This window comes from Clostridium sp. KNHs205, assembly GCF_000702945.1.
Classification (GTDB): domain Bacteria; phylum Bacillota; class Clostridia; order Lachnospirales; family Lachnospiraceae; genus Anaerocolumna.
Genome location: NZ_JNLE01000003.1, coordinates 3931714 through 3956417, shown reverse-complemented (window position 1 = coordinate 3956417; position 24704 = coordinate 3931714). Strand labels below are relative to the sequence as shown.

Below are 24704 nucleotides of genomic sequence, written 5' to 3'. Positions count from 1 at the left end.
TATTATGAATATTCAATAATCCAAGATAAAAATAATATATCCTATCCATACAATATTGTAAATACTTTGAAAAATCAAGAGATTAGGATTAAATTTATCAATTTATATGTATATTATTGCATTTACAAACAAGATATGTTATGATGCAATTAAAGCATTATATATGCATAACAAAAAAATACAATATGCACCAATATGCACAATATTAAACGCAAAGGAGATAATATGGACATAAAAGGATTTACCTATGGATGGGATGGCAGAAGAGGAGATTATCTCACAAAAGAGGCAGAAAAGTCACAGGATCTGTTATTTGATATTGGAGTTAACTGGATGTGCCTGGCATTTCATGTTCACCAGAAAACTTTTTCTTCTACAGAAATATATTTTGACTATCGAAATACCTTATCTGATAGAGAAATTATCCACACCATAAACAGAGCACATGAAAGAGGTGTTAAGGTTTGCTTAAAGCCAGTTATTAACAGTGCAGATGGAGTATGGAGAGCATTAATTAATTTTCCGGATGGTGATATGTGGGGGAAGGATCATTACTGGGATACCTGGTTTGAATACTATACTGCTTTTTTGTGCCATTATGCTGAGATAGCAGCAGACACCGGCTGTGAGATGTTTTGTGTCGGCTGTGAAATGAGTGGTACGGAAAGAAAAGAAAAACATTGGAGAAATGCAATAGCAGAAGTTAAGAAGATTTATAAAGGACCTCTGGTATATAATGCAAACCATGGCAGAGAAAAGGAAGTAAGCTGGTTTGACAGCCTTGATTACATTGGCACCAGTGCTTACTATAAAGTTGGTAAGAAACCTGGAGAATCCAAGGAAAATATGAAACAGGAATGGCTGAAGGTAGCTGATCGTTTAAGGGAAGTGAGTGCATCCTTACAGAAACCTGTTATATTTATGGAGATTGGTATACGAAGTGCAAGTGGGTGCGCTATGATGCCTTGGGATTTTACTCATACAGAGTTCGAAAGAAGTGAAGAAGAGCAGGCAGCTTTCTATGATTCCTGCCTGGAGGTATTCTCCAAGGAAGATTGGTTTAGCGGTGTATTCTGGTGGGATTGGAGTACTGCAATTTATGATACCCAGGAAGAAGCTGATAAGGATATAGGATTTAACATTCACTTGAAAAAAGCGGAGGCTTCCTTAAAAGAGTGGTATCAGAAACTGTAATCAGTCAGTCTGCCAACAGACTGGTTATTATATAATTTTTAGATAGTTGAACTGATAACTTATGTCGAGCGTTTATCACATTATCTTATAGTCGAGAAATTTAAATAAAGAATTATTAAATAGAATTATTCAAAATTATAAGAAAAGAATTATAAGCAATGGTCCTATGTCAAGAACTATTGAGGAAGAATTATTAAGAAAGAATTATTGAGAAAGAATTATAGAGAGATATAAGTAAAGGAATAGTAAGAATTATAAAGAGATTATCTTAAGAAATATAAATAAAGTTGTTTTTAATAATTAATTTAAGGAGCAGCAGATTTCTATTACACAAGGCTAAGATTTATCGCCAATAGTTTATTAATGTTTGGTACATGGAAGATACAATTCTTGTTGGAACATATAAACTTTGACATGATTTTCAGCCAGTGTCTTTATAGAAGTTTGACTGCTCCTTCTGAATTTAAATTATATTAGAAGAGTCTTTCCAAGAAAGTTTTACTACAGGTACGAGATATCATCCCGGGAAGAGTTCGATCAGGCAGTATCTCGTGTTTAATCTATATGAATTGATTTACATTTCTTAGCTGAATATTCAGTATAAAATTAACCTTGAACATTCACAAATATCCTTATTAATTCTTATGCTCAAAAAGGCATATATTTTCATTAATAATCCATACAAATTTAGAGGTAAACATCAGGGGTGTCAGGATAAGCATTGCCCGGTATAAGCATTTTTCAGACCTGCTCTAAAAAAATGAAATTATAATGAAAGAAGTACTTGTAAAAAGTATAAATTATGCTACTATATATGAAAGAAAAGGAAGTTTAAGCGGTCATTATATCCTCAGAGGTATCCGTTAAGGTGAGAGATTATTAATTCTATACAAAAATCATGCAAAAGTTCAAGGAGGAATACATGAAAAAAAGCCTGCAGAATTTTACTACAGCTTCCTTCAAACGAAATATTTCCTCTTTCTTTCGGCCTGAAAATAATGCATTACTGATGTTTGCCGTAGAAGGAATGCTTTTTGCTATTGCTACGAATATCATGAACAATAATAATAACCTTTTTGCCTTGCGTCTGGGGGCTTCGGATGCTGAAATCAGTCTTGTTGCATCTATACCGCAATTTGTTGGGGTGATTGTCTTATTACCGCTTGGTATTCTTACGGATCGTATGAAAAATAAGAGAATGATGGTTTCATTATCTCTTATGGCTCTGGCTTTGTTCTATCTTTTTATCGGTTTTGTACCTTTTCTTGGCAGTTTCGCATTTCCTGTATTTATATTATTTCTATGTCTTTCCGTAGGCCCATTAACTGGTTATAATGCCTCCTGGCAAGCTTATTTTTCCGATGTAGTACCTTTTGAAAATAGAAACCGTATACTTACAGCCAGAACTGGAGGAATGTTCTTCTTTAACATAGCCTTGCCCCTTATCACAGGTGCCTTGCTGGCTTCAGCTGTTGGTACGGGAAGCAAAATCAGGATGCACCAGATCTTCTACTGGTTTGTAGCCGCGATCCTCATTATACAGGTAGTAACGGTAAGGAAGATAAAAGGGGGATATATTGAGAAGAAAGAGTCGATGTCTTTTGCAGACCTTGGAAGGGCCTTTAAGGAATTATTACACCATAAACCCTTTGTGAAATTTCTGGGAGGAGCATTATTCTTTTACTTATTCTGGCAAGCTGATTGGACCTTATATTTTCTTGGACAGGTAAATTATCTTAAGATGAATGAAGCCTGGTTAAGTTACGCTGCTATTGGAGCAGCACTTGCACAGTTTCTGACTATTGGTTTCTGGAGCAGGCTGAATGAAAGAAAGGGACCGAGATTTGGTGTGATCTTCGGAAATCTGGGACTTGCCTTATGCCCTTTGTGTATGATTATTTCAACCACTGTTCCCCTTGGTATCGGTCCGGTAGTTTTTCTTATATTGAATACTATCGCAAATCTGGCATTTGCCACAGTTCCCTTAAATATGCCTCAATACCTGTTGTCAGTGATACCGGAAAATAATAAGACTTTAAGCATCTCTATATATACTGTATTTATCACCTTAAGTAATGCTATTATGCCATTAGCAGGTGTTAAATTCTATCAGTTTATTGGCAATAACCTGTCCGCTTTCCGAAGGGTATTTGCAATATTACTGATTTTAAGAATCCTATCTTCGCTCCAATGGTATTTAAGCTATAAAAGTTATAAAAGGGAAATCAGTAATCAGGAATTAAATAATTAAATTGCCCAAGTATGAGCTGATGTTAACAAATGAAAGGAGAAGGATTAAATCCTGTATAATTATGAATAGCATAACAAAAAGTAATATTACGGAACAAACATTAAAAGCAATGGTGAACCTGGCATTTCCGCAAGCAGAACTGGTAGATGCGAAAGAATTAACAGAAGGATATTTTAATGCCGCATATCTAATTACTCTAAATGATGAAAGAGAGGTTATCTTAAAGATAGCTCCGCCGGAAGGTGTTCTTGTCATGACAAATGAAAAGGATATAATGAGGGCAGAAGTTGGCTGTATGGAACTGCTTTCAAAGCATCCTGATATACCCATGCCGAAAGTGCTATTCCATGATTTTTCTCACTCAATTTGTCCAAGCGATTATTTCTTTATGTCCAAGCTTAACGGAAAGAGCTTTAGCAGCATTCAGGAAGCTATGACAAAAGAGGAAAAGGATTTCATTGAGCGGCAAACAGGAAAATACAATGCTGCTATCAATCAGATAACCGGTAACGGATTCGGCTATTATAACAGTAGTGTAGCGGATTCTGACTGGTTTGATGTATTTAAAGGTTTTCTGGAGAAAATCTTTCAGGATGCAGAGAAAATCAGTCTGGATATTGGAATAGATTTTGAAAGCATAAGCAGGATGCTATTAATGCATAGGAATAGTTTTTTTGAGGTAACGACACCCAGATTAGTTCATTGGGATCTTTGGGCAGGTAATGTTTTTGTTGAGAATGATAAAATAACAGGTTTTATTGATTTTGAACGCTGTATATGGGGAGACGAGCTTTTGGAAGTTGGTTTCCGTTCTCATAATCAGAATCCGGCTTTTCTTGAAGGTTATGGCAAAAAGGGATTTACAGAAGCAGAAAAAGTTCGTATTTTATGGTACGATTTCTATCTGTTTGCAATAGCCTCACTGGAGAGTGATTTCAGAAAATATCCGGATAGAGGTATGTTCTACTGGGCAAAAGAGCAGTTGGAGAAAACCCTTGCAGCATTAAGAGCAGTTTAAATATAGCAGTAAGCCGAGCGATATGACATAGTAAATGGAGGTGAATTATTTTATGGTGAAACATATAATTTTTACAGCTTCTTTCTTGATTTCCTTGGCAGTGAATCTGCTCTGTTTAAATATGGGTATCTATAATATCCCGCAGCATTTATACTATATCCCTATTTTACTTGGTGTATTCTGGTATAAAAGAACAGGTATTTTACTGACCCTATTTACCTCTTGTACTTATATAGTGTCAGTTCTTCCATATGATCAGGATGGAGAATTGATATTAGCAGCAGTTGTACGATCTGCTATTTTCCTTAGTATCTCATTAATGGTTTACATCCTAAATACAAGAAATCTGAAAAATGAGAAGATCCTGTTTAAAAATATGGAAAGGCTGCATACTATTTTGCAGTCAATACGTGATGGGGTAATCGTTACAGATGTTTACGGTAATATAGAAATTATAAATCCGAAAGCGGAGGCAATATGTACTGTATCAGGTATCAACGCAATAAATAAACCTATTACTGAAGTACTTAATGTATATAGTGAAATCAATGAAAAAGTAATACTGCAAACACCTGATTGCCAGAATAATACTTGCACAATCCCCTTTTCTCAAAGTGGTTATATAATAGCAAATAACGGAAGTAAAAAAGAAGTTGAGATACATATAATGCCGGTTCTTCAGGCAGATGGGATGCAGACAGGTAATACAATTATTATACGAGACATAACAGAAAAGAAAAAGGATGAAAAGGAAATCCGGTTTCTTACTTATCACGATAAACTTGACCGGTCTTTATAACCGAAGGTATTTTGAACAGGCAGTAATTCAAATGGATGAACCGTCAAATTACCCTATTGCGATTATAATAGGTGATGTTAACGGATTAAAGCTTACCAACGATGCTTTTGGACATCTTGCCGGAGACAGACTCTTAGCTGCGGCTGCCGAATCCCTTCGCCGGGTTCTAAAGGATAAGGATGTTCTTGCGAGATGGGGCGGTGATGAATTTATCATGCTGCTTCCTAATACGGACATGGAAGAAGCAAACAGCATTATCCATGATATTAATCACGATAATAAAAAGACTTTTGTAGACAGTATTAATTTATCAATCTCTTTCGGTTACGCCGTGAAATATAATAATGGATATGATATGAGTATTGTCATGAAGCAGGCTGATGATATGATGTATAAGGAAAAACTGTCTATCAGCAGAAGTGTTAAGAACAGGACGGTAAATATCATCTTGCAGTCATTATATGTAAAGAATCCATCGGAAAGAGAACATTCTATGGGAGTCAGCCGCCTGGCGGACAAGCTGGGGGTTATTCTTGGTCTTGGTAATAGTGATATTATAGATTTGAGGGTCTTGGGACAGATACATGATGTAGGCAAGATAACCATAGAAGATGGGATATTAAATAAACCGGATAAATTAACAGAAGCTGAATACGAGATTGTTACCAGGCATTCAGAAAAAGGTTATCAAATAATAAAAGCATCGCCCGAACTGATGTATCTGGCGGAAGAAGTTCTGTCTCATCATGAAAGATATGATGGAACCGGTTATCCTAGAGGCCTGAAGAGAGAGGAAATTCCGAAATTGGCACGAATATTGGCAGTTGCAGATGCCATTGAAGCCATGCTGTCTGATAAGCCTTATCGAAAAGCGCTTACCATGGAACAGATTATACAAGAGTTAAGGGCGAATGCCGGTACTCAATTTGACCCGGAAGTTGTGGAAGCTTCTTTTAAGATACTAACAATTTAATTTCTGTTTTTTACTCTGACAGGTATAAAAAGGCCTTGATTTATGGCATTTTTATACCTGTCAGCCTTTGATTGGATGAAATTCAATGTATATAATTACTAACATATACGGATATTTATTTTAATAATCCTTGAAATTACCAGAAATTTATCCTATAATATAATAGGCAGAAAATTTGAATTTATTTTTATAAATGGAAGTAAATGGAGGGCAGAAGATGAACACGGCTAAACAATTGTCAGCAAGGGAACGAATTACCGCTCTTCTTGATGATAACAGTTTTGTAGAAATTGGTGCTTTGGTCACGAAAAGAAATACGGATTTTAATCTCAGTCAAAAGGAAATTTCTTCCGATGGTGTAATTACCGGATATGGAGTAATTGACGGAAATCCAGTATATGTATACAGCCAGGATAGCACTGCTGGAAGCGGTACCATTGGTGAAATGCATGCAAAAAAAATCACAGCAGTATATGATTTAGCACTTAAGGTGGGGGCACCGGTTATCGGAATAATCGACAGTGCCGGCTTAAGACTTCAGGAAGCCACTGATGCATTGAATGGTTTAGGAGAGATCTACCAGAAACAGACAATGGCGTCAGGTGTAATACCTCAAATAACCGCTATTTTAGGTCCATGCGGTGGAGGGCTTGCTGTATTAAGCGCCTTAAGTGATTTTTCGTTTATGACAGAAAATAATGGGCAGCTTTTTGTAAATTCACCTAACGCTTTGAAACAGAACTTTACAGCGAAATGTGATACGGCAGCAGCAAGATTTCAAGCGCAGGCAGGAAACATTGACTTTGTTGTAAAGGATGAAGCGGCTTTGCTGGAAAGTATCAGAAATCTGATTGTTTTACTGCCGGCTAATAACGAAGATGACGCATCCTATGATGAATGTCTGGATGACTTAAATCGTTTAATTCCGGAAGCTGTATTTGATAACAAAGATACATCGCACATACTGACTGAGATTTCCGATGACAATTACTTTGTAGAGATTAAGAAAGAGCATGCCAAAGAGATGGTTACCGGATTTATAAGATTAAATGGTGTAACCATAGGAGCTGTCGCGAATCGACGGGCCTGGGCAGAGGATTCCGGTGTTCTTTCAGCTGAGCATGATGGAACACTTACTGCAGAAGGATGTTTAAAAGCAGAGAGATTTATTCGTTTCTGTGACTCTTTCGGAATTCCGTTACTATCACTGACTGATGTTGAAGGATATAAAGCAGAGCTTAATCAGGAAACCATTATTGCAGCCGCAGCTGCTAAATTAACTTATGCCTTTGCTTCGGCTACAGTCGCGAAAGTAAATCTTATTATAGGGAAAGCTTTCGGCAGTGCTTATGTTACAATGAATTCCAGGCATATCGGTGCTGATATGGTATTTGCACTGAGCAGTGCTTCTATCGGTATGATGGATGAGAACCAGGCAGTAAGCATAATTTATGAAGGCGAAGAGGTTGATCTGAAAGAGAAAGCAAAGGAATATAAGGAACTTCAGTCCAATGCTGTTTCAGCGGCAAGACGTGGTTATGTGGATTCCATTATAGATAGAGCAACTTCACGTAAGCATTTAATCTATGCTTTTGAAATGCTCTTTACAAAGAGTGTACATGCTTCTTCCAAAAAGCATGGAACGGTTTAAAAGCTCGGTAAGTTGAAAATATAAACAGTTCAACTATGGATCCAGAAATATTAAACGAGAGATTTGATATCCTTTAAAGAAATAATATGAAAGCAATAACTAGGTACGGAAGTGACTTGGACCGTGCAGATAGGAGCAGACATGAGTTTATCAGGATTCTATGGGAACAGCCTTATACTTACAGCGGTTAATGGCTTTGGAGTTAAGGATCAGATTCCCGGTGAATATTTAGATACGGTTGTAATACTCGGTTTAGTCTTTACAGGCTTAATTCTGGTTGTTGGTATCCTTGGTATCATAAGACTTTTCATCGCTTTGACAAAAGCTATGTATAAAGGCAGCGATAACAGTGGGTCGAACAGAGCAGTTGATTCGGCTTCAGGTGCAGCAGCCATAAATAATAGTAATCCCGTGCAGATTAATCCTGCAAATGATCCTCAGCTGGTGGCGGTTATAACAGCCGCATTAATGGCTTCTTTGGAAGAGGTACCTGCTGACGGACTTGTAATCCGTTCGATACGTAGAAGATAATATCCAGAGCTTATTATAAGGAGGAAATAAATAATGAAAACTTATACAGTTACAGTTAATGGTATTGCATATGATGTTACAGTGGAAGAGACAACAGGCCGTCCGGCAAGAGCAGCGGCTCCCGTTTATGCAGCTCCGGCTCCGGTGGCAGCAACCCCTGCTCCGGCAGCTCAGACAACAGCCCCTGCAGCAGCGGAACCTGAACAGGAAGCAGCTCCCGCAGCGGTTACCGGTGGTTCCAATGGTAAGATTCCCGTTACTTCACCAATGCCCGGAAAAATTTTAGCTGTTAAAGCGTCCATTGGACAGTCTGTTAACAGAGGTGATGTATTACTGATTCTGGAAGCTATGAAAATGGAAAATGAAATTGTTGCACCGGAAGCCGGAACTGTAGCAAGTATTAATATTGGCGTTGGTGAAACGGTAGAATCCGGAACCTTACTTGCAACTTTAAACTAATAGAACTTGTGTAAAGGAGGCATACCGATGAACGAATTGCATAACGATTCGGGACAGATTAAAAGGCCTGTTAAAATAACCGAAACCATCCTGCGTGATGCTCATCAGTCACTCATAGCAACAAGAATGACTACTGAGCAGATGCTGCCAATTCTTGAAAAAATGGACAAAGTGGGATACCATGCGGTAGAATGCTGGGGAGGTGCTACCTTTGATGCATCCTTACGTTTTTTAAAGGAAGATCCCTGGGTTAGGCTTAGAAAATTAAGAGAAGGTTTCAAAAATACAAAACTTCAAATGTTGCTTCGCGGACAGAACCTGTTAGGTTACCGCCACTATGCAGATGATGTAGTAGAGTACTTTATTCAGAAATCCATTGCAAACGGAATCGACAATATACGTATCTTTGATGCGTTTAATGATATCAGAAACCTGGAAACAGCAGTGAAAGCAACAAAAAAAGAAAAAGGCCATGCTCAGATTGCAATCGCATTTACACTGGGAGAAGCTTATACTACAGGGTATTACACGGAACTGGCTAAGAAGCTCGAAGAGATGGGGGCGGACTCTTTATGCGTAAAGGATATGGCAGGGCTTCTTGTACCTTATGAAGCTTCCGAGTTAATCGGTGCTTTAAAGGAAGCCGTAAATATACCTATCGATATTCATACCCATTATACCAGCGGTGTGGCTGCAATGACCTATATGAAAGCAGTAGAAGCTGGTGCAGATATTATAGATACTGCAATGTCTCCTTTTGCTATGGGAACCAGCCAGCCGGCGACAGAAGTATTAGTTGAGACCTTCAAGGGAACTCCTTATGATACCGGTCTTGACCAGCAGTTATTAGCTGAAATTGCGGATTATTTCCGTCCGCTAAGGGATAATGCCATGGAGGAAGGAATCTTAAATCCCAAGGTAATGGGTGTGGAGATAAAAACTTTACTCTATCAGGTACCGGGAGGAATGTTATCCAATCTGATGTCCCAGTTAAAGGAACAGAAAGCAGAAGATAAATACTATCAGGTGCTGGAAGAGATACCAAGAGTAAGAAAAGATCTTGGTGAACCGCCATTGGTAACCCCCTCCAGCCAGATTGTCGGTACACAGGCTGTATTAAATGTTATAGCAGGTGAACGTTATAAAATGGTAACCAAAGAAACCAAAGCTATCCTTGCCGGTGAATACGGAAAAACCGTAAGACCTTTTGATGAAGAAGTCAGAAAAAAGGTTATAGGTGATGCTAAACCGATTGAGTGCCGTCCCGCAGATCTTCTGAAACCGGAACTGCCAGCGATGGAAGAAGCGGTTAAGGAATGGAAGCAGCAGGAGGAAGACGTCCTATCCTATGCACTATTTCCTCAGGTGGCCATGGAATTCTTTAAGTATCGTAAAGCGCAGGAAACAGGTGTAGATCCACTTTTTGCTGATTATCAGAATAAGGCATACCCGGTATAAATTATTAGGTATTCCGGCTGTAAAGAGTAATATTAAATAAACAAATCTTCAATCTCAACAGATAGACTGCTGAGCAATTTTCCTGAAATTGCAGCAGTCTATTTTGATGAAGAGATTCTATAATATTAGATGAAGCTGAGCTGAAATAAGCTTGAAGGAAAATAACATCAAGTAAAAAAGTAGATACAAGGAAAAATTAAATTAAATTTAAAACGGGATAGTAAATATATTCAGCAATTTAGATTTTGATTTGTAAGGCTTAGACAGGTTTGCATGAAAAATTATGTGGACTTTATTTTGTTAAGTAATAGCTGATGAAAGCTTTAGGATTTAAGTTGACGTTTTTCCCATTTGGATATAATATTGTGAGTGAGAATTTTAGTGATTGAGAGAATTTTAGTGATTGAAAATAAGAAGGAAGTGATGTATGGAAGCGATAAAGCCATATAAAAAAGGAGCTGCTTATTCCTATGCTCTGGGTGCTTTTCCTACCTATGAGCTAATAGCAGGAAAAAAAGAAAACATTACAGGTGTATATATCCATTCTCAGTATACTGATGAGGAGAAGATCAGGAATACCTGTAAAGAGAATAATATACCGGTGTTAAAAGACGATAAGCTTTTTTCAAAGGTTAGTGACAAAGAAAATTGTTACGTCATAGGTGTATTTAATAAGTATGAGGATACCCTGAACAGTGATGCTTCCCATATAGTGCTTGTCAACCCAAGTAATATGGGAAATCTGGGTACTATTTTAAGAACAGCCTTAGGACTTGGAATAAAGGACATGGCGATTATAACTCCCTGCGCGGATATATTTAATCCAAAGGTTATTCGGGCTTCTATGGGTGCCTTATTCAAAATGAGAGTCCAGTTGTTTTCCTCTTTCGAAGAGTATCGGAAGCTTAACAAGAAACAAGAGGTGTTCACCTTTATGTTAAATGGTGAAAATACCCTGGAGATACAGAACTGCCCGAAAGCTGAATTGTTTTCACTGGTCTTTGGTAATGAAGCAACAGGGCTGGATGATTCCTATCTGACAGCAGGGACAAGCGTTTGTATTCCCCAGTCGCCGGAGGTGGACTCCTTAAACATAACCATAGCAGTAGGAATCGGTACCTTTTTATTTACACATGTATAAGACTAATAAAGTTTATTCAACCTCTTTACCAGCTCAATTAATATTAATGATATTGCAAATTAACAGAAGCAGAAAGGTCGAACATTATGAGCAAGACAGAAATACGCATGGCTACCCTGGATGATGCCGAAGAAATATACGCTATTTATGAACCTTATATCCTAAATACAGTAGTTTCCTTCGAATATACAACAGTTCCCTTAGACAATTTTAAAGAAAGAATCAGAAAAATAACAAGTACCTATCCGTGGTTAGTATATACGGTGGATGGTGAAATAGCAGGCTATGCTTACTGTTCCCTTTACAGAGAAAGGGCCGCTTACAACTGGGACTGTGAATGCTCCGTATATATTAAGGATACCTATCATAAAAAGGGTATTGGAACGGCACTTTACAATGCACTTTTTCAACTTGCAAAAGCACAGGGACTTTATACGGTCTATTCTGTAATTTGTGTCCCAAATACCGGAAGTGTAGCACTTCATAAAAAATTCGGCTTTAAAGAAATCGGTATCTATGAAAAAACAGCATATAAATTCGGTGCCTGGAGAGACCTACTGGTAATGGAGAAGCATTTAAGAGAAGCAGAAGGAGAACCGGAAGCTGTCATAAAGCCATATGATCTGCCAAAGGAAGAGGTTAATAGGGTTTTACAAAATATCAGTGTTGATGTTATTAATATTTAATGCATATTATAAAGCATATGAATAAAACATTGAAAAAAACATCAAAAATTAAACATCAAACGAACATCAAAAACGAAACATCAAACGAAACATCAAAACGAACATCAAATAAAACATCAAATAAAACCTCAAAACGAACAATAAAATGAAATATCAGGATGAACATCAAAATGAAATACCAAAATGAAACATCAAAATAAATAAGGAAACTTTATGAAGAAAAAGAAAATTATCACTAGAGTTTTAATTATTCTTGCTGCTATTTTATTAATACTTGCAGGTACCTTTTTAATCTATGTCCTGCAATATTATAAGGCTGATGCAACAGCAGAGGATATTTACAGTACTTATTCTGAAAGCATTGAAGTTGGAAAAGACTACACAGTCTTTTACCCTGAGCCTGACAAGAATAAGAACAAAGGATTGATTTTCTATCCCGGCGGGAAAGTGGAGGAAACTGCTTATGCCCCGATTTTGAACAGACTTTCCGGCGAAGGCATCACCTGTGTATTGATAAAGATGCCTTTTCATCTGGCGGTATTTGATGTAAATGCTGCTGACGGAATAATAGAACAATTTCCGGAGATCACCAGCTGGTATATGGGTGGTCATTCCCTGGGGGGGGCAATGGCAAGCAGTTATGCTGTAGAACATTCAGAAGAGGTAGCCGGTCTCATACTGTTAGCAGCCTATCCTGTGAATAAGTCTGATATTCCGGCTGTTATAATCTATGGAAGCGAAGATAAGGTTCTTAACAGGGATAAACTGAAAGGACTAACAGGGTTAGTTGAAATTCAGGGCGGAAACCATGCTCAATTTGGAAATTATGGTTTTCAAAAAGGAGATGGAACAGCTTCTATCAGCGATGAAGAACAGCAGATAGAGACTGTACAAGCAATAGTTGATTTTTTAGCAAAAAAACCTTGACAAACCCTCTGTAATCATATATACTACCACCTGTAAAGAAAATTACTTTACAGGTGGTGTTTTTATGGAAAGCGCTGAAATCAATCAAAAACTTCAGGAAAAGGTATATTTATCTCTCCTGTTTGACTTTTATGGAGAACTTTTAAAGGACCATAACAAACAGATTTTTGAAGATTATATACTCAATGATCTTTCATTAGGAGAGATTGCCGCTTTGCAGGGAATCAGCAGACAAGGCGTATATGATATTGTTAAGAGAGGTTCAAAGCAATTAAACGATTGTGAGAAGAAACTGGGTCTCGCCCGTAAGTTCGAGTCCACCAGGCAGATAGCAGAAGAAATCCATTTGCTTGCGTGCCGGTTAAAGGATGAGTACAAAGACGAAGATTTGGATAACATTATAAGCCTGTCACGGAAGATGGTTAATGAATTATAACTAATATACGTAAATTAACAGACAAATTTAGATAAAAGATAGATAATAATGGGCAGGAGGTATCCGATGGCATTTGACAGCCTTTCTGAAAAACTGCAAAATGTATTTAAGAACTTAAGAGGCAAAGGCCGCCTGACAGAAGCGGATGTAGCCACAGCACTGAAGGAAGTTAAGATGGCTCTTTTAGAGGCAGATGTTAACTTCAAGGTAGTTAAGAATTTTATTAAGAATGTGCAGGAACGGGCCGTTGGACAGGATGTTATGACAAGCCTTACTCCTGGCCAGATGGTAATAAAGATTGTTAATGAAGAGATGGTAAATCTCATGGGTTCAGAGACTACAGAAATAGCCTTTAGGCCCGGAAATGAAATGACCATTATCCTTATGTGCGGTTTACAGGGTGCCGGTAAAACAACTACTACAGCAAAACTTGCCGGTAAATTCAAGGCAAAGGGCAAGCGGCCTTTACTGGTTGCCTGTGATATATACCGTCCGGCTGCTATTGAACAGCTGCAGATTAACGGGGATAAACAGGGAGTGCCTGTATTCTCCATGGGAAATAAGCATAAACCCGTTAATATAGCCAAAGCTGCTATTGAACATGCCAAAGACAACAGCATGAATGTGGTGATATTAGATACCGCAGGACGTCTTCATATAGATGAAGACATGATGAATGAGCTAATTGAAATTAAAGAGAACATACAGGTTCACCAGACTATCCTGGTTGTAGATTCCATGACTGGACAGGATGCCGTAAATGTTGCGGAGCATTTCCAGAGTAAGATTGGAATTGACGGTGTTATTTTAACAAAGCTTGATGGTGATACCAGAGGTGGTGCGGCTCTATCCATCAGAGCAGTAACCGGCCGTCCTATCCTGTATGCAGGTATGGGTGAGAAATTATCAGATTTAGAGCAGTTTTACCCTGACCGAATGGCTTCCCGTATACTTGGTATGGGTGATATACTGACCCTTATAGACAAAGCGCAGGCAGATTTTGATGAAGAAAAGGCTAAGCAGCTTGAGAAGAAGATCAAGAAGGCTGAGTTCGATTTTAATGATTATCTGGAACAGATGCAGCAGATTAAGAAAATGGGCGGTATCGGAGATATCCTTAAAATGATGCCCGGTATGGGTGGCAGCCAGATGAAAGATCTGGATTTTGACGAAAATGCTTTAAGTGGTGTGGAAGCAATTATCTATTCCATGACAAAGGCAGAGAGAGCCAATCCGGATATTTTAAATCCTTCCAGAAAGAAAAGGATTGCAATGGGAGCCGGTGTTGACATCAGTGAAGTAAACAGGTTGGTGAAAGGCTTTGAACAGTCCAAAAAGATGATGAAGCAAATGTCAGGAATGATGGGCTCTAAGGGCATGAAAAAAGGCAAGTTCAAACTGCCTTTCGGATTCTAGATTGTCAGGTTATAAACTTATAACTTTTCAATAATATATATTTAAAATTTCAAGGAGGTGAAATTACATGGCAGTAAAAATCAGATTAAGAAGAATGGGACAGAAAAAGGCTCCTTTCTATAGAATCGTTGTTTCAGATTCCAGATCACCTAGAGATGGAAGATTTATCGAGGAAATCGGTACTTATGATCCTACTAAAGAACCCAACGCTTTCAAAGTAAACGAAGAAGCAGCTAAGAAGTGGTTACAGAATGGTGCTCAGCCTACTGAAACAGTTGGTGATTTATTTAGAAAAGCAGGAATTACAAAATAATTTTCTGTTTAACATTTTTTGGGGATGATGGCATATTGCCGTAAATTCCGATTTATGGTATAATAGTTGTCACATTCCATTGGAGGTGTAGGGTAATGAAAGAATTAGTTAAAGTAATTGCTACATCACTCGTTGATCACCCTGAAGAAGTTGTTGTAACAGAAAAGGAAACCGACCAGTCCATTATTGTGGAGTTAAAGGTTGCACCTGAGGACATGGGGAAGGTCATCGGCAAACAAGGCCGAATAGCAAAATCCATTCGTACCGTTGTAAAAGCAGCAGCTGCAAAGGATGATAAAAAGGTAGTTGTTGAAATTCTTCAATAATAATATTTATGCCTTAAAGGACCCTGTCTGGATTAGGTGGTAGAAAGAAAAGCTCTGGAAAATAAATTTTTCCGGAGAATTCTTTCCTTATCCCTTACTTGCAAGGGTTCTTATTTTATTAAAAAATGTTATTATTACAAAGAAAATATGAACTGTTATTGCAAAGAAGCTGGCTTGTCTGGGATAACAGCAGGATTTTAGTATAGAATATACATAAATAATGGTTGCAGTATAATTGATAAGGAGTATCAATGGAAGATTATTTAAGAGTTGGGGTAATATCATCTACCCATGGAATTAAAGGTGAAGTGAAAGTATTTCCTACTACGGATGATATGGAGCGTTTTAAGCAATTAAAACAGGTGTTTTTGGATACTAAAAAGGAATATAAGGAACTTGAAATTGCAGGGGTCAAATTTTTTAAACAGTGGGCTATCCTGAAGTTTAAGGGAATTGATAATATAAATGATATAGAGAAATACAAAGGCTGCGATTTATTGGTTACAAGGGAAAATGCAGTGAAATTACAGGAGAATGAATTCTTTATCTGTGATATTCTGGATTCGGTTGTTGTTACCGAAGAAGGTGAAGAACTTGGTGTTTTAACAGATGTGCTGTCTACCGGTGCAAATGATGTCTATGTAGTTACCACCAAAGAAAAGAAAGAGATTCTTCTGCCATCCATTAAAGAATGTATTATTGATGTCGATGTAGAAAATAAAAAGATATTGGTACATTTAATGCCTGGATTAATATAAAATAATTTTGTGATGGAAAGACAATAAGAAAACAGGTTGGAAAATAGAAGCAGGAAGGTTTATCACATGAATTTTTATGTATTGACCCTTTTTCCGGAGATGATCAGACAGGGTCTGTCTGCCAGTATAATTGGACGGGCTGTGGAAAAAGGTATTCTTAAGTTAAATACGGTAGATATCAGAGATTTTTCGGAAAATAAACATAACAGAGTAGATGATTATCCTTATGGAGGCGGTGCAGGAATGGTCATGGCAGCCGGTCCGGTGGTAAGGGCTTATCGAACGGTGAAGGAAGAGATAGCTGCAGCAGGAAATGATGAGACTGCCGGAAATGAAAAGACACCCAGAGTGGTATACCTTACGCCTCAGGGAAAGGTATTTAACCAGTCTATGGCGGAAGATTTTGCAAAAGAAGAGAATTTAATTTTTCTTTGCGGTCATTATGAGGGAATTGATGAACGTGCCCTGGAAATGATCGTTACAGATAATGTTTCCATCGGAGATTATGTATTAACCGGAGGGGAACTGCCGTCTATGGTCATGATTGATGCAATCAGCAGACTGGTGCCGGGAGTTTTAAATAACGAAACTTCTGCTGAGTTTGAGACTTTTCAGGATAACCTGTTAGAGTACCCCCAATATACCAGGCCGGAAGAATTTGAAGGCAGGAAAGTACCTGAAGTGCTGTTATCCGGTCATCATGGCAAGGTTGAAGAGTGGAGAAGACAGCAATCTCTCCTTCGAACCATTAATAATCGTCCGGATTTAATGGAAAAGGCTATTTTGTCGGAGAAGGATAGAACTTATCTTAAAAAAATAAATCAATAAGGCTTATAATTTATATAATAAAAACATAAAATAGACATAAGTGTCTATTGACTACCAAGGTAGTCGAGTGTATTATCATAATAGATACACAGGCAGTAGAGGGGAGTACATTCAAACATATAAGTTGTACTTTGCCTGTGTGTCTGTTTTTTATTCTTGGACAAGTTTATATTTGGACAAGTATCATAAGATCATAATAATATATGGTTATTTTATTTGTTTGAATCAGGAATAAACAGCTGCATTTAGTAAATGAGAAAACTTCTTTTAAATAAAGAGAATTTACTTGCATTTTCTGGTGGAGCATGTTATAGTAAGTTGTTGTGAGATGGGATGGTCCTCTGATACAACGCCCATTAACAGGAGGTACAAGCTGTTTAACCGAGGCAAGGTATTAAGAACATCGAATTTAAGGAGGTCACATAAATGAATAACATTATTAAAGAAATCGAAGCTGCTCAGCTTAAAAGCGAAATCGCAGACTTCAACGTAGGCGATACTGTTAAAGTATATGCAAAAGTTAAAGAAGGTAATCGTGAAAGAACACAGGTTTTCGAAGGTACTGTTTTAAAGAGACAGAACGGTGGAGCCAGAGAGACATTTACTGTAAGAAAAGCATCTAACGGTATCGGCGTTGAGAAGACTTGGCCCCTGCATTCCCCTAGTGTTGAGAAGATCGAAGTTATCAGACACGGTAAGGTTAGAAGAGCTAAGTTAAATTATTTACGTGGCAGAGTAGGTAAGAAAGCTAAAGTTAAAGAAATCGTAAAATAATAACACGTAACCCAAAAAAACGGGAAGGGACAACTACTTATAGTATTGTCCCTTTTATTATCCTGTTTCATTAAACTTCCAATTGTTAAACATCGGATATTAAAAGAGAGGTTCCTATGAAATATGATTTTGAAAAAGAGGACAAGGGCCCGATAATAAAAAAAGTAATAATATCTCTGCTCATATGGTTCATTGAGATAGCCGCAGTTGTAGCACTGGCTTATTATATTACCCATTATGCGTTGGAAAAGACCTTAATGTCTGGTCAGTCTATGGAAAGTACCCTGAAAGATCAGGATAATATATTAATCAATAAATTTGCTTATGTATTTAGTGAACCTAAAAGATTTGACGTAATTGTATTTAAACAGTCGGATAAAGAACATAGCTATTTAAATATCAAAAGGGTTATTGGCCTTCCCGGTGAAACCGTCCGCATCATTGACGGAAAAGTATATATAGACGGTTCAGTACTTAAGGAACCTGTTAAAACGGAGGCTATTACCAATGCAGGATTGGCGGAGGAAGAAATCAAGCTGGATGAGAATGAATTCTTTGTCCTTGGAGATAACCGAAATAACAGTGAAGACAGCCGTTTTGCCAATATAGGAAACATTGTAACTGGAGACATTATAGGGAAAGCCTGGATTAGAGAAAATGGTTTTGCCTTTATAAATAAATTAAATACCGTAAAGGAGGAGGAATAATGCATTTTCAATGGTATCCCGGTCACATGTCGAAAGCAAAACGTGTGATGCAGGAAGATATGAAGCTAATTGACGTAGTCATCGAACTGGTTGATGCACGTATTCCGCTGAGCAGTAAAAATCCAGATATTAATCAGATTGCCGGTAATAAATCAAGGGTTATTCTGTTAAATAAATATGATTTGTCAGACGATGTTCAGAACCAGAAATGGAAGGAATATTTTGAGAGCCAGGGATATATAGCAGCACTTGTTAATTCCAAAAAGGGAGACGGAATCAGAAAGGTGAATGATGCCGTTATAACAGCCTGTAAAGCTAAAATCGAACGAGACAGAAAAAGAGGAATCCTGAACAGACCATTGCGTGCAATGGTTGTTGGTATTCCAAATGTGGGAAAATCTACCTTTATTAACAGCATCTCAGGTAAAGCATCTGCAAAAACGGGAAATAAACCCGGTGTAACAAAAGGCAAGCAATGGATTAAATTAAATAAATCCATTGAACTTTTAGATACGCCCGGTATTTTATGGCCGAAATTTGAGGATCAGAGAGTAGGTCTTCATCTTGCTTTAATTGGGTCAATAAGAGATGATATCTTAAACAGCTATTCCATGAGCCTTGATCTTATATCTTTTCTGACTACGTATTATAAGGGTGCCTTAACAGAGCGATATGGTATAACTGAAAGCGAAGATGCAGTAGAGAACCTTACAGCTATCGCAAAGAAAAGAGCCTGTTTATTAAAGGGCGGGGAATTGGATCTTGAAAAAGCCTCAGGTTTCCTGGTGGATGATTTCCGTAATGCGAAGCTTGGAAAGGTAACGCTTGAATTTCCGCCGGAAATCGAAAGTGAAACCCAGGGGGAAGAGAATGATAATTCCATAAGCGAATAATATAATGAAATAATCTTTTGGATTACACGGAAATCTGATATAATAGCCATATCACTTAATTGCCGATTACAAGAGATTGAAACAAAAGAGAAAGATGTTCAATCTTTCTCTTTTGTTTTATAAAACTGGGAGTATAGCATCTGAAAATAAATGACTGGCCTTAATTTACCTTAATGTAATAAGGTAAAAGCTGTTTAAAAGATTGGTGTTTAAAGAATTCAGGATTCTTAGTTATTTCCTTTCCTGGAATTGGAATTAAGCTGTATTACAAGAATATTAAATAAAATATTACATAAGAAAGTAAGTAAAGGAATGAGGTTATTTATTTATGGGAATGAGTATACAGGCTGTTAAAGAAGAATTTCTTCTGGCCAAAGAAGAGGAAATCGCCGATATGATTATTAAATATCAGGAGGATACAAGAACAGGTGTAAAAAGTCTTCTTGATAAGCACAGAAAGAGACTTGCTGCATTGGAAGAAGAGAAAAACAGAATATACGAGATGAATTCCTATGAGAGGAAATATAATGAATATACTTATGTCTGTGGTATTGATGAAGTAGGAAGAGGCCCTTTAGCAGGACCGGTTATGGCGGCAGCGGTCATTCTTCCAAAGAACTGCGACATCTTATATATAAATGATTCCAAGCAATTGACTGAGAAAATGAGAGAGAAGCTCTATGATGAAATCATGGAGAAAGCTATTGCAATCGGAGTGGGTTCTGTTCCGCCGGCTAAAATTGATGAAATTAATATTTTGCAGGCAACCTATGAAGCAATGCGTCAGGCTATCGGTAATTTGAAGGTAACTCCGGATATTCTTTTAAATGATGCCGTTACCATACCACAGGTACCAATAAAACAGGTTCCTATTATAAAAGGTGATGCAAAGAGTGTATCCATAGCGGCAGCCAGCATAATAGCAAAGGTAGCAAGAGACCGTATCATGACAGCTTATGATCAGATATTCCCCGCTTATGGCTTTGCTTCCAATAAAGGATATGGCTCAGGGGATCATATTGAGGCATTGAAAAAATTTGGTCCGACACCTTTACATAGAATGAGTTTTATAAAGAACTTCATCTGACACCCTTAAGGAATATAATGGGAGGAGTGATTTTAATGGATAATAAGAAGAATCCCGACAAACTTAATAAATCTGACAGCCTAAAGCACCAGGAATCAAAGGAGAGCAGTGATTCTGAATTTATGAATAAAACTGCAATAGCGCTGGGCTACAATGAAGAAGATGCGGCTCCCAGGATTATTGCTACCGGTAAGGGATTTCTGGCAGACAAGATTTTAAAAGGTGCCAGGCAAAATCAAATACCGGTACATGAGGATAGCAGACTGGCAGCAAGTTTATCAAAGCTGGATCTTGGGGATTATATCCCGCCTGAGTTATATGAAGTGGTCTCTGAGATTATGATTTTTGTAGATGATATGGATCGGATAAAATCTAAAGTAATGAAATAGCATTAGTGCGTATTTGGAAACGGCTTGAGGAGTTTTCAAATAAGCCCGGGGAAGAAGGGGTATCATTTATAACAAAAGAACTGTCGGAAATGAGAAAGAACAAATTGCTGCCGAGTATCTGAAAGCCGCCGGATATGTCATACTGGCTTCAAATTTCTTTAGCAGACATGGAGAAATCGATCTGATTGCCTTGGATAAGGAAGTACTTGTGTTTGTCGAAGTAAAGTTTCGCAGAGATTTAATAAGCGGTTCGCCTTTTGAAGCTGTGGATTTAAGAAAAACCAGGAATATAACGAAAGCAGCAAGATACTATATGTATAAGCATCAGATTTCTGAAGACACCCCTTGCCGGTTTGATGTAGTAGGGATAGTAGGAGACGAGATAACTCTGATTCAGAATGCTTTTGATGCTGTTATGTAATATTGTCTTTAATGCCCTTTGTTTATTAACGTGTGTCAGGACACACAGATAGGAGGAAGTGTTGTTGGAAAATAATCGGAATATCAAATTACATACAGATAAACAAACACCTTTTCTGACTTTTAATGTTTTGTCTGAGATACCATTTATCAGGCATGGATTTACCACCAGGCTTGGCGGAGTCAGTGAAGGCTGCTTTGAATCCTTAAACCTTTCCTATTCAGTGGGAGATGCGAAGGAAAAAGTAGATGAAAACTACCGAAGAATATGTGAAAGTCTGAAAATAAACCTTGAAGATGTGGTTGCCACTCATCAGGTACATAAAACAAATGTCAAAGTGGTTAAGGAAGCTGACAGAGGAAAAGGTTTGTTTTATCCCAGAGATTATGAGGATATTGATGGTCTTATAACAAATGTACCAGGAATCCCCCTTGCAACCTTTTATGCTGATTGCGTTCCTCTATATTTTGTAGATAAGAAAAACAAAGCCATAGGACTTAGCCACTCCGGCTGGAGGGGAACAGTAGGACGTATGGGACAGAAAACTCTGGAAGCTATGAAGGAGGAATTTGATACCGACCCTTCTGAGGTAACGGCCCTTATTGGTCCCTCCATCTGCAAAGATTGTTATGAAATCAGCATAGAAGTAGCTGAGGAATTTATAAGAGAATTTGAGCCGGAACTGAATGGGAATTTCGAGAGAATTCTTAAGAAAAACCCAGCCGGTAAATACCAGCTGGATTTATGGGAAGTAAACCGTATTGTTTTAACCTCTGCAGGAGTTGATAGCGGTAATATTCATATCAGCAATCTTTGTACCTGCTGTAATTCAGAACTTTTATTTTCACATAGGGCATCAAAAGGAAAGAGGGGAACCTTGGCTGCCTTTTTGATGCTGGATAAGTAAATCAATGATTATTCCGGTAGTTCTCCCTGTAATCGTTTAAACGCTGTCTTATCAGTGCACTGGAGTTCATGATACCGTCAACAGAGCAGTCATGGTTGAGGGTATCGATGATCAGGGAGAGATACTTACTGATATCCACGTTGGTATAATAAGGCTTATTAAGTACTTCTTCTGAAGTATGAATGAGATTGGAGGTATAAACTCTGTTTATTATACCTTTCTCATAAGCTTTATCAAAGTTATCAAAACCGCTGGTAAAGAGACCGAAGGTCGCAGCTATATAAATTCTTTCTGCTTTTCTTGCCTTTAATTCTGCGGCAACTTCTAATACGCTTTCACCGGAAGCAATCATGTCATCAACGATAAAAACGGATTTTCCTGCGACATCACCGCCTAAGAATTCATGAGCAATAATGGGATTCTTACCATTGCTGACTATGGAATAATCCCTTCTCTTATAGAACATACCCATATCCACACCTAAGATATTTGAGTAGAATACAGCTCTTGACATACCACCTACATCAGGACTTATTACCATCAGGTCTTCTTTTTCAATGGATATTCCATTTTCGGTATTAAGAAAGGCTTGAAGGAACTGATAAGAGGTATAGAAATTATCAAAGCCTTCTAAAGGAATTGCGTTTTGTACTCTGGCCTCATGGGCATCAAAGGTGATGATATTCTGAACCCCCATTTCTACCAATTCCTGAAGAGCTGTGGCACAGTCTAAGGATTCCAGATTGCTTCTTCTATCCTGACGGCCTTCATATAGGAAGGGAAGTATCACATTGATTCTTCTGGCTTTTCCATTGCAGGCATCTATAAGGCGTTTTAAGTCCTGAAAATGATCGTCCGGAGACATTCCGTTTTCTTCACCATAGAGATTATAAGTAAGACTATGGTTGCTGATATCAGCCAGTATAAAAAGGTCCATTCCGTGGATGGTCTCTTTTATGACACCCTTGGCTTCACCGGAACTAAAACGAGGTACTTGGGCATTAACCAGATAGCTGTCCTTATAATAGCCGGGAAAAGAGAGATTGTAATTATTTTTTTCCTCTTTGTTTCTGCGAGAAATAGAGATATGTTTATCGATTTTCTCAGCCAGAGGCTTAAAACCTTCCAGGGATATAATCTTTAAAGGGGCGATAGGGCTCTTCGTGGTATTCTCAGGCATTGCTTGTCCTCCTAAATTATGTCTGATACAGGATTATTGTGTTTATAATGTTATATTGAACGGATGTAAATTATTACTATATAAAATCACGCCTTTTAAGAGCATGAAAAACTTCAACCTATATAGTTATAGCATGGTAAAAATGGTAAGTCAACCGTTTTTAGGAGGCTGACTATATAAGTTACATTTTGAATTATTTCATTTTATGGAATTACAGCGCTTGATTATATGGTGTTTTATGAATAAAAAAGTTAAATGTTCCAGGTTGGGTGAAGTGTATATGAGATGTACCTTTATATTAAACTTCCAGATTTTATGCATTCATAAATAAAGTCATACCCGCACCATAAATATCATTAGGTCTGTTAATAAATCCGAATTTTTCATAAAATTCTTCCTTGCCCTTAGCAGCGACCAGAACAACCATGACCATATCTCCCTGGGATAAGGTGTTTTTTATATAATCCAGCATATCATCAAGAATTATTCGGCCTATACCATGTCCCTGGTAATTCTCATTTACAATAACATCTGCCAGATATGCAACATATCCTCCGTCACTGATTAACCGTGCCATACCAACAGTTTCTCCGTCATAAACCGCTGCAGTCAGATAATAGGTATTGTTAAGACCTCGTTGTGCCTGTGCTTCAGGAAGAGGCTTCCAATTTACACTCTCTCTTAAATCATTATATTCTCTCACAGTAAGGCTGTGTTTTAACTTGATGTCCATTTATAAATCACGCTGCTTTCTTAAGAAATTTGTTTATGGATGCATTTTTGAATGTGATTATGCATACATTTTGTAATTAATAATACATGAATTAAAATATGATTATGCACATACTTTGAATGTGATAATGCCGGTATTTAAAAAAGCTATTAATATATGCTTTTTTGTTTTGATTAATGCCGGCAATTTTGAAGTTGATCTATGCAGGCATTATTTGAAATTAACTTATGCAGGCATTTATGAAATTGCTTTATGCAAACATTTTTAATTTAATTTTGCAGATTTTTTTGTTGAATTTCTTAAGTTTTGCAGACTGACTCCTTTCTTTATGCATTTATCTTATTATGTACCTGTACTTTTGAGAATGTCAATATACTTAATAATGAAAAATTATTTGATAAATATTCCTCTTACTGATATACTATTTAAGGAGTAAATTTAAGAGAAT

Annotated in this window: 27 protein-coding genes; 25 read left to right on the top strand and 2 right to left on the bottom strand. The window is 37.5% G+C overall.

All coding sequences use genetic code 11. The annotated features are described in order from the left end of the window. The first annotated feature begins 225 nt into the window (after positions 1-225). From BR73_RS0116365 to pgeF, 25 genes are all read left to right on the top strand, one after another. Positions 226-1194, top strand: coding sequence for a glycosyl hydrolase family 53 (locus BR73_RS0116365; protein ID WP_197032675.1), 969 nt, complete (start codon positions 226-228; stop codon positions 1192-1194). Between the two features lie 922 nt (positions 1195-2116). Beyond that, a complete protein-coding gene (locus BR73_RS0116360; protein ID WP_033166411.1) occupies positions 2117-3445 on the top strand; it encodes an MFS transporter in 1329 nt (442 codons plus the stop codon). Positions 3446-3506: 61 nt separating this feature from the next. After that, complete coding sequence (locus tag BR73_RS0116355) at positions 3507-4463, top strand: aminoglycoside phosphotransferase family protein (protein ID WP_033167536.1); 957 nt, start codon at positions 3507-3509, stop codon at positions 4461-4463. Between the two features lie 52 nt (positions 4464-4515). Beyond that, positions 4516-5262 (top strand): PAS domain S-box protein, encoded by a 747-nt coding sequence (locus BR73_RS27530; RefSeq protein ID WP_051685255.1) that lies wholly within the window; start codon positions 4516-4518, stop codon positions 5260-5262. Between the two features lie 31 nt (positions 5263-5293). After that, positions 5294-6235, top strand: a complete 942-nt coding sequence (locus BR73_RS26815; RefSeq protein ID WP_242860689.1) for an HD domain-containing phosphohydrolase — start codon at positions 5294-5296, stop codon at positions 6233-6235. 217 nt (positions 6236-6452) lie between these two features. Further along, positions 6453-7886 (top strand): carboxyl transferase domain-containing protein, encoded by a 1434-nt coding sequence (locus tag BR73_RS0116345; RefSeq protein WP_033166410.1) that lies wholly within the window; start codon positions 6453-6455, stop codon positions 7884-7886. Positions 7887-8027: 141 nt separating this feature from the next. Beyond that, a complete protein-coding gene (locus tag BR73_RS0116340; protein WP_033166409.1) occupies positions 8028-8417 on the top strand; it encodes an OadG family protein in 390 nt (129 codons plus the stop codon). 33 nt (positions 8418-8450) lie between these two features. Then, complete coding sequence (locus tag BR73_RS0116335; RefSeq protein ID WP_033166408.1) at positions 8451-8876, top strand: acetyl-CoA carboxylase biotin carboxyl carrier protein subunit; 426 nt, start codon at positions 8451-8453, stop codon at positions 8874-8876. 27 nt (positions 8877-8903) lie between these two features. Beyond that, the gene (locus BR73_RS0116330; RefSeq protein WP_033166407.1) at positions 8904-10334 is read left to right on the top strand and encodes an oxaloacetate decarboxylase subunit alpha; all 1431 of its coding nucleotides are present in this window, start codon (positions 8904-8906) and stop codon (positions 10332-10334) included. Between the two features lie 427 nt (positions 10335-10761). Beyond that, complete coding sequence (locus BR73_RS0116325) at positions 10762-11475, top strand: TrmH family RNA methyltransferase (RefSeq protein WP_033166406.1); 714 nt, start codon at positions 10762-10764, stop codon at positions 11473-11475. An 86-nt stretch (positions 11476-11561) separates the two neighbouring features. After that, positions 11562-12161 (top strand): GNAT family N-acetyltransferase, encoded by a 600-nt coding sequence (locus BR73_RS0116320; RefSeq protein WP_033166405.1) that lies wholly within the window; start codon positions 11562-11564, stop codon positions 12159-12161. Between the two features lie 213 nt (positions 12162-12374). Beyond that, a complete protein-coding gene (locus BR73_RS0116315) occupies positions 12375-13088 on the top strand; it encodes an alpha/beta hydrolase (RefSeq protein WP_033166404.1) in 714 nt (237 codons plus the stop codon). A gap of 64 nt (positions 13089-13152) precedes the next feature. Next, positions 13153-13524, top strand: coding sequence for a YlxM family DNA-binding protein (gene ylxM, locus BR73_RS0116310; RefSeq protein ID WP_033166403.1), 372 nt, complete (start codon positions 13153-13155; stop codon positions 13522-13524). 66 nt (positions 13525-13590) lie between these two features. Further along, positions 13591-14940: a signal recognition particle protein gene (ffh, locus tag BR73_RS0116305; protein WP_033166402.1), complete on the top strand. Its 1350-nt coding sequence runs from the start codon at positions 13591-13593 to the stop codon at positions 14938-14940. A 67-nt stretch (positions 14941-15007) separates the two neighbouring features. Further along, positions 15008-15253, top strand: coding sequence for a 30S ribosomal protein S16 (rpsP, locus tag BR73_RS0116300; protein ID WP_033166401.1), 246 nt, complete (start codon positions 15008-15010; stop codon positions 15251-15253). Positions 15254-15348: 95 nt separating this feature from the next. Further along, positions 15349-15579: a KH domain-containing protein gene (locus tag BR73_RS0116295; protein ID WP_033166400.1), complete on the top strand. Its 231-nt coding sequence runs from the start codon at positions 15349-15351 to the stop codon at positions 15577-15579. 251 nt (positions 15580-15830) lie between these two features. Further along, the gene (gene rimM / locus BR73_RS0116290) at positions 15831-16337 is read left to right on the top strand and encodes a ribosome maturation factor RimM (RefSeq protein WP_033166399.1); all 507 of its coding nucleotides are present in this window, start codon (positions 15831-15833) and stop codon (positions 16335-16337) included. A 66-nt stretch (positions 16338-16403) separates the two neighbouring features. After that, the gene (gene trmD, locus BR73_RS0116285; protein WP_033166398.1) at positions 16404-17165 is read left to right on the top strand and encodes a tRNA (guanosine(37)-N1)-methyltransferase TrmD; all 762 of its coding nucleotides are present in this window, start codon (positions 16404-16406) and stop codon (positions 17163-17165) included. Between the two features lie 426 nt (positions 17166-17591). Continuing rightward, positions 17592-17939 carry a 50S ribosomal protein L19 gene (gene rplS / locus BR73_RS0116280; protein WP_033166397.1) on the top strand — a complete coding sequence of 116 codons (348 nt, stop codon included), beginning with the start codon at positions 17592-17594 and terminating at the stop codon, positions 17937-17939. 116 nt (positions 17940-18055) lie between these two features. Continuing rightward, on the top strand, positions 18056-18646 hold the full coding sequence (gene lepB / locus BR73_RS0116275) for a signal peptidase I (protein WP_051685253.1): 591 nt from the start codon (positions 18056-18058) through the stop codon (positions 18644-18646). Beyond that, a complete protein-coding gene (ylqF, locus tag BR73_RS0116270; protein WP_033166396.1) occupies positions 18646-19539 on the top strand; it encodes a ribosome biogenesis GTPase YlqF in 894 nt (297 codons plus the stop codon). Before lepB ends, ylqF begins: the two co-directional genes overlap by 1 nt. 328 nt (positions 19540-19867) lie before the next feature. Beyond that, complete coding sequence (locus BR73_RS0116265) at positions 19868-20626, top strand: ribonuclease HII (RefSeq protein WP_033166395.1); 759 nt, start codon at positions 19868-19870, stop codon at positions 20624-20626. 35 nt (positions 20627-20661) lie between these two features. Then, positions 20662-21015 carry an EscU/YscU/HrcU family type III secretion system export apparatus switch protein gene (locus BR73_RS0116260; protein ID WP_347463449.1) on the top strand — a complete coding sequence of 118 codons (354 nt, stop codon included), beginning with the start codon at positions 20662-20664 and terminating at the stop codon, positions 21013-21015. Between the two features lie 61 nt (positions 21016-21076). After that, positions 21077-21436 (top strand): YraN family protein, encoded by a 360-nt coding sequence (locus tag BR73_RS0116255; protein ID WP_347463470.1) that lies wholly within the window; start codon positions 21077-21079, stop codon positions 21434-21436. 64 nt (positions 21437-21500) lie between these two features. Next, entirely contained in the window at positions 21501-22343 is an 843-nt protein-coding gene (pgeF, locus tag BR73_RS0116250) for a peptidoglycan editing factor PgeF (RefSeq protein ID WP_197032674.1), read from the top strand. Between the two features lies 1 nt (position 22344). Here pgeF and BR73_RS0116245 read toward each other — a convergent pair whose 3' ends face one another. Then, positions 22345-23523, bottom strand: a complete 1179-nt coding sequence (locus BR73_RS0116245) for a ribose-phosphate pyrophosphokinase (protein WP_033166392.1) — start codon at positions 23521-23523, stop codon at positions 22345-22347. A 313-nt stretch (positions 23524-23836) separates the two neighbouring features. Further along, positions 23837-24256, bottom strand: a complete 420-nt coding sequence (locus BR73_RS0116240) for a GNAT family N-acetyltransferase (RefSeq protein WP_033166391.1) — start codon at positions 24254-24256, stop codon at positions 23837-23839. Positions 24257-24704 lie beyond the last annotated feature (448 nt).

Bases quoted from the DNA above. Each gene is read 5' to 3' on its own strand.
- BR73_RS0116240 (WP_033166391.1), bottom strand. From the start codon at position 24,256: ATGGACATCAAGTTAAAACACAGCCTTACTGTGAGAGAATATAATGAT.
- rimM (WP_033166399.1), top strand. From the start codon at position 15,831: ATGGAAGATTATTTAAGAGTTGGGGTAATATCATCTACCCATGGAATT.
- BR73_RS0116335 (WP_033166408.1), top strand. From the start codon at position 8,451: ATGAAAACTTATACAGTTACAGTTAATGGTATTGCATATGATGTTACA.
- BR73_RS0116355 (WP_033167536.1), top strand. From the start codon at position 3,507: ATGAATAGCATAACAAAAAGTAATATTACGGAACAAACATTAAAAGCA.
- ylqF (WP_033166396.1), top strand. From the start codon at position 18,646: ATGCATTTTCAATGGTATCCCGGTCACATGTCGAAAGCAAAACGTGTG.
- BR73_RS0116345 (WP_033166410.1), top strand. From the start codon at position 6,453: ATGAACACGGCTAAACAATTGTCAGCAAGGGAACGAATTACCGCTCTT.
- BR73_RS26815 (WP_242860689.1), top strand. From the start codon at position 5,294: ATGGATGAACCGTCAAATTACCCTATTGCGATTATAATAGGTGATGTT.
- BR73_RS0116325 (WP_033166406.1), top strand. From the start codon at position 10,762: ATGGAAGCGATAAAGCCATATAAAAAAGGAGCTGCTTATTCCTATGCT.
- lepB (WP_051685253.1), top strand. From the start codon at position 18,056: ATGAAATATGATTTTGAAAAAGAGGACAAGGGCCCGATAATAAAAAAA.
- BR73_RS0116295 (WP_033166400.1), top strand. From the start codon at position 15,349: ATGAAAGAATTAGTTAAAGTAATTGCTACATCACTCGTTGATCACCCT.
- BR73_RS0116320 (WP_033166405.1), top strand. From the start codon at position 11,562: ATGAGCAAGACAGAAATACGCATGGCTACCCTGGATGATGCCGAAGAA.
- BR73_RS0116315 (WP_033166404.1), top strand. From the start codon at position 12,375: ATGAAGAAAAAGAAAATTATCACTAGAGTTTTAATTATTCTTGCTGCT.
- BR73_RS0116245 (WP_033166392.1), bottom strand. From the start codon at position 23,523: ATGCCTGAGAATACCACGAAGAGCCCTATCGCCCCTTTAAAGATTATA.
- rpsP (WP_033166401.1), top strand. From the start codon at position 15,008: ATGGCAGTAAAAATCAGATTAAGAAGAATGGGACAGAAAAAGGCTCCT.
- BR73_RS27530 (WP_051685255.1), top strand. From the start codon at position 4,516: ATGGTGAAACATATAATTTTTACAGCTTCTTTCTTGATTTCCTTGGCA.
- BR73_RS0116365 (WP_197032675.1), top strand. From the start codon at position 226: ATGGACATAAAAGGATTTACCTATGGATGGGATGGCAGAAGAGGAGAT.
- BR73_RS0116260 (WP_347463449.1), top strand. From the start codon at position 20,662: ATGGATAATAAGAAGAATCCCGACAAACTTAATAAATCTGACAGCCTA.
- ffh (WP_033166402.1), top strand. From the start codon at position 13,591: ATGGCATTTGACAGCCTTTCTGAAAAACTGCAAAATGTATTTAAGAAC.
- rplS (WP_033166397.1), top strand. From the start codon at position 17,592: ATGAATAACATTATTAAAGAAATCGAAGCTGCTCAGCTTAAAAGCGAA.
- BR73_RS0116340 (WP_033166409.1), top strand. From the start codon at position 8,028: ATGAGTTTATCAGGATTCTATGGGAACAGCCTTATACTTACAGCGGTT.
- BR73_RS0116360 (WP_033166411.1), top strand. From the start codon at position 2,117: ATGAAAAAAAGCCTGCAGAATTTTACTACAGCTTCCTTCAAACGAAAT.
- BR73_RS0116265 (WP_033166395.1), top strand. From the start codon at position 19,868: ATGGGAATGAGTATACAGGCTGTTAAAGAAGAATTTCTTCTGGCCAAA.
- BR73_RS0116330 (WP_033166407.1), top strand. From the start codon at position 8,904: ATGAACGAATTGCATAACGATTCGGGACAGATTAAAAGGCCTGTTAAA.
- ylxM (WP_033166403.1), top strand. From the start codon at position 13,153: ATGGAAAGCGCTGAAATCAATCAAAAACTTCAGGAAAAGGTATATTTA.
- trmD (WP_033166398.1), top strand. From the start codon at position 16,404: ATGAATTTTTATGTATTGACCCTTTTTCCGGAGATGATCAGACAGGGT.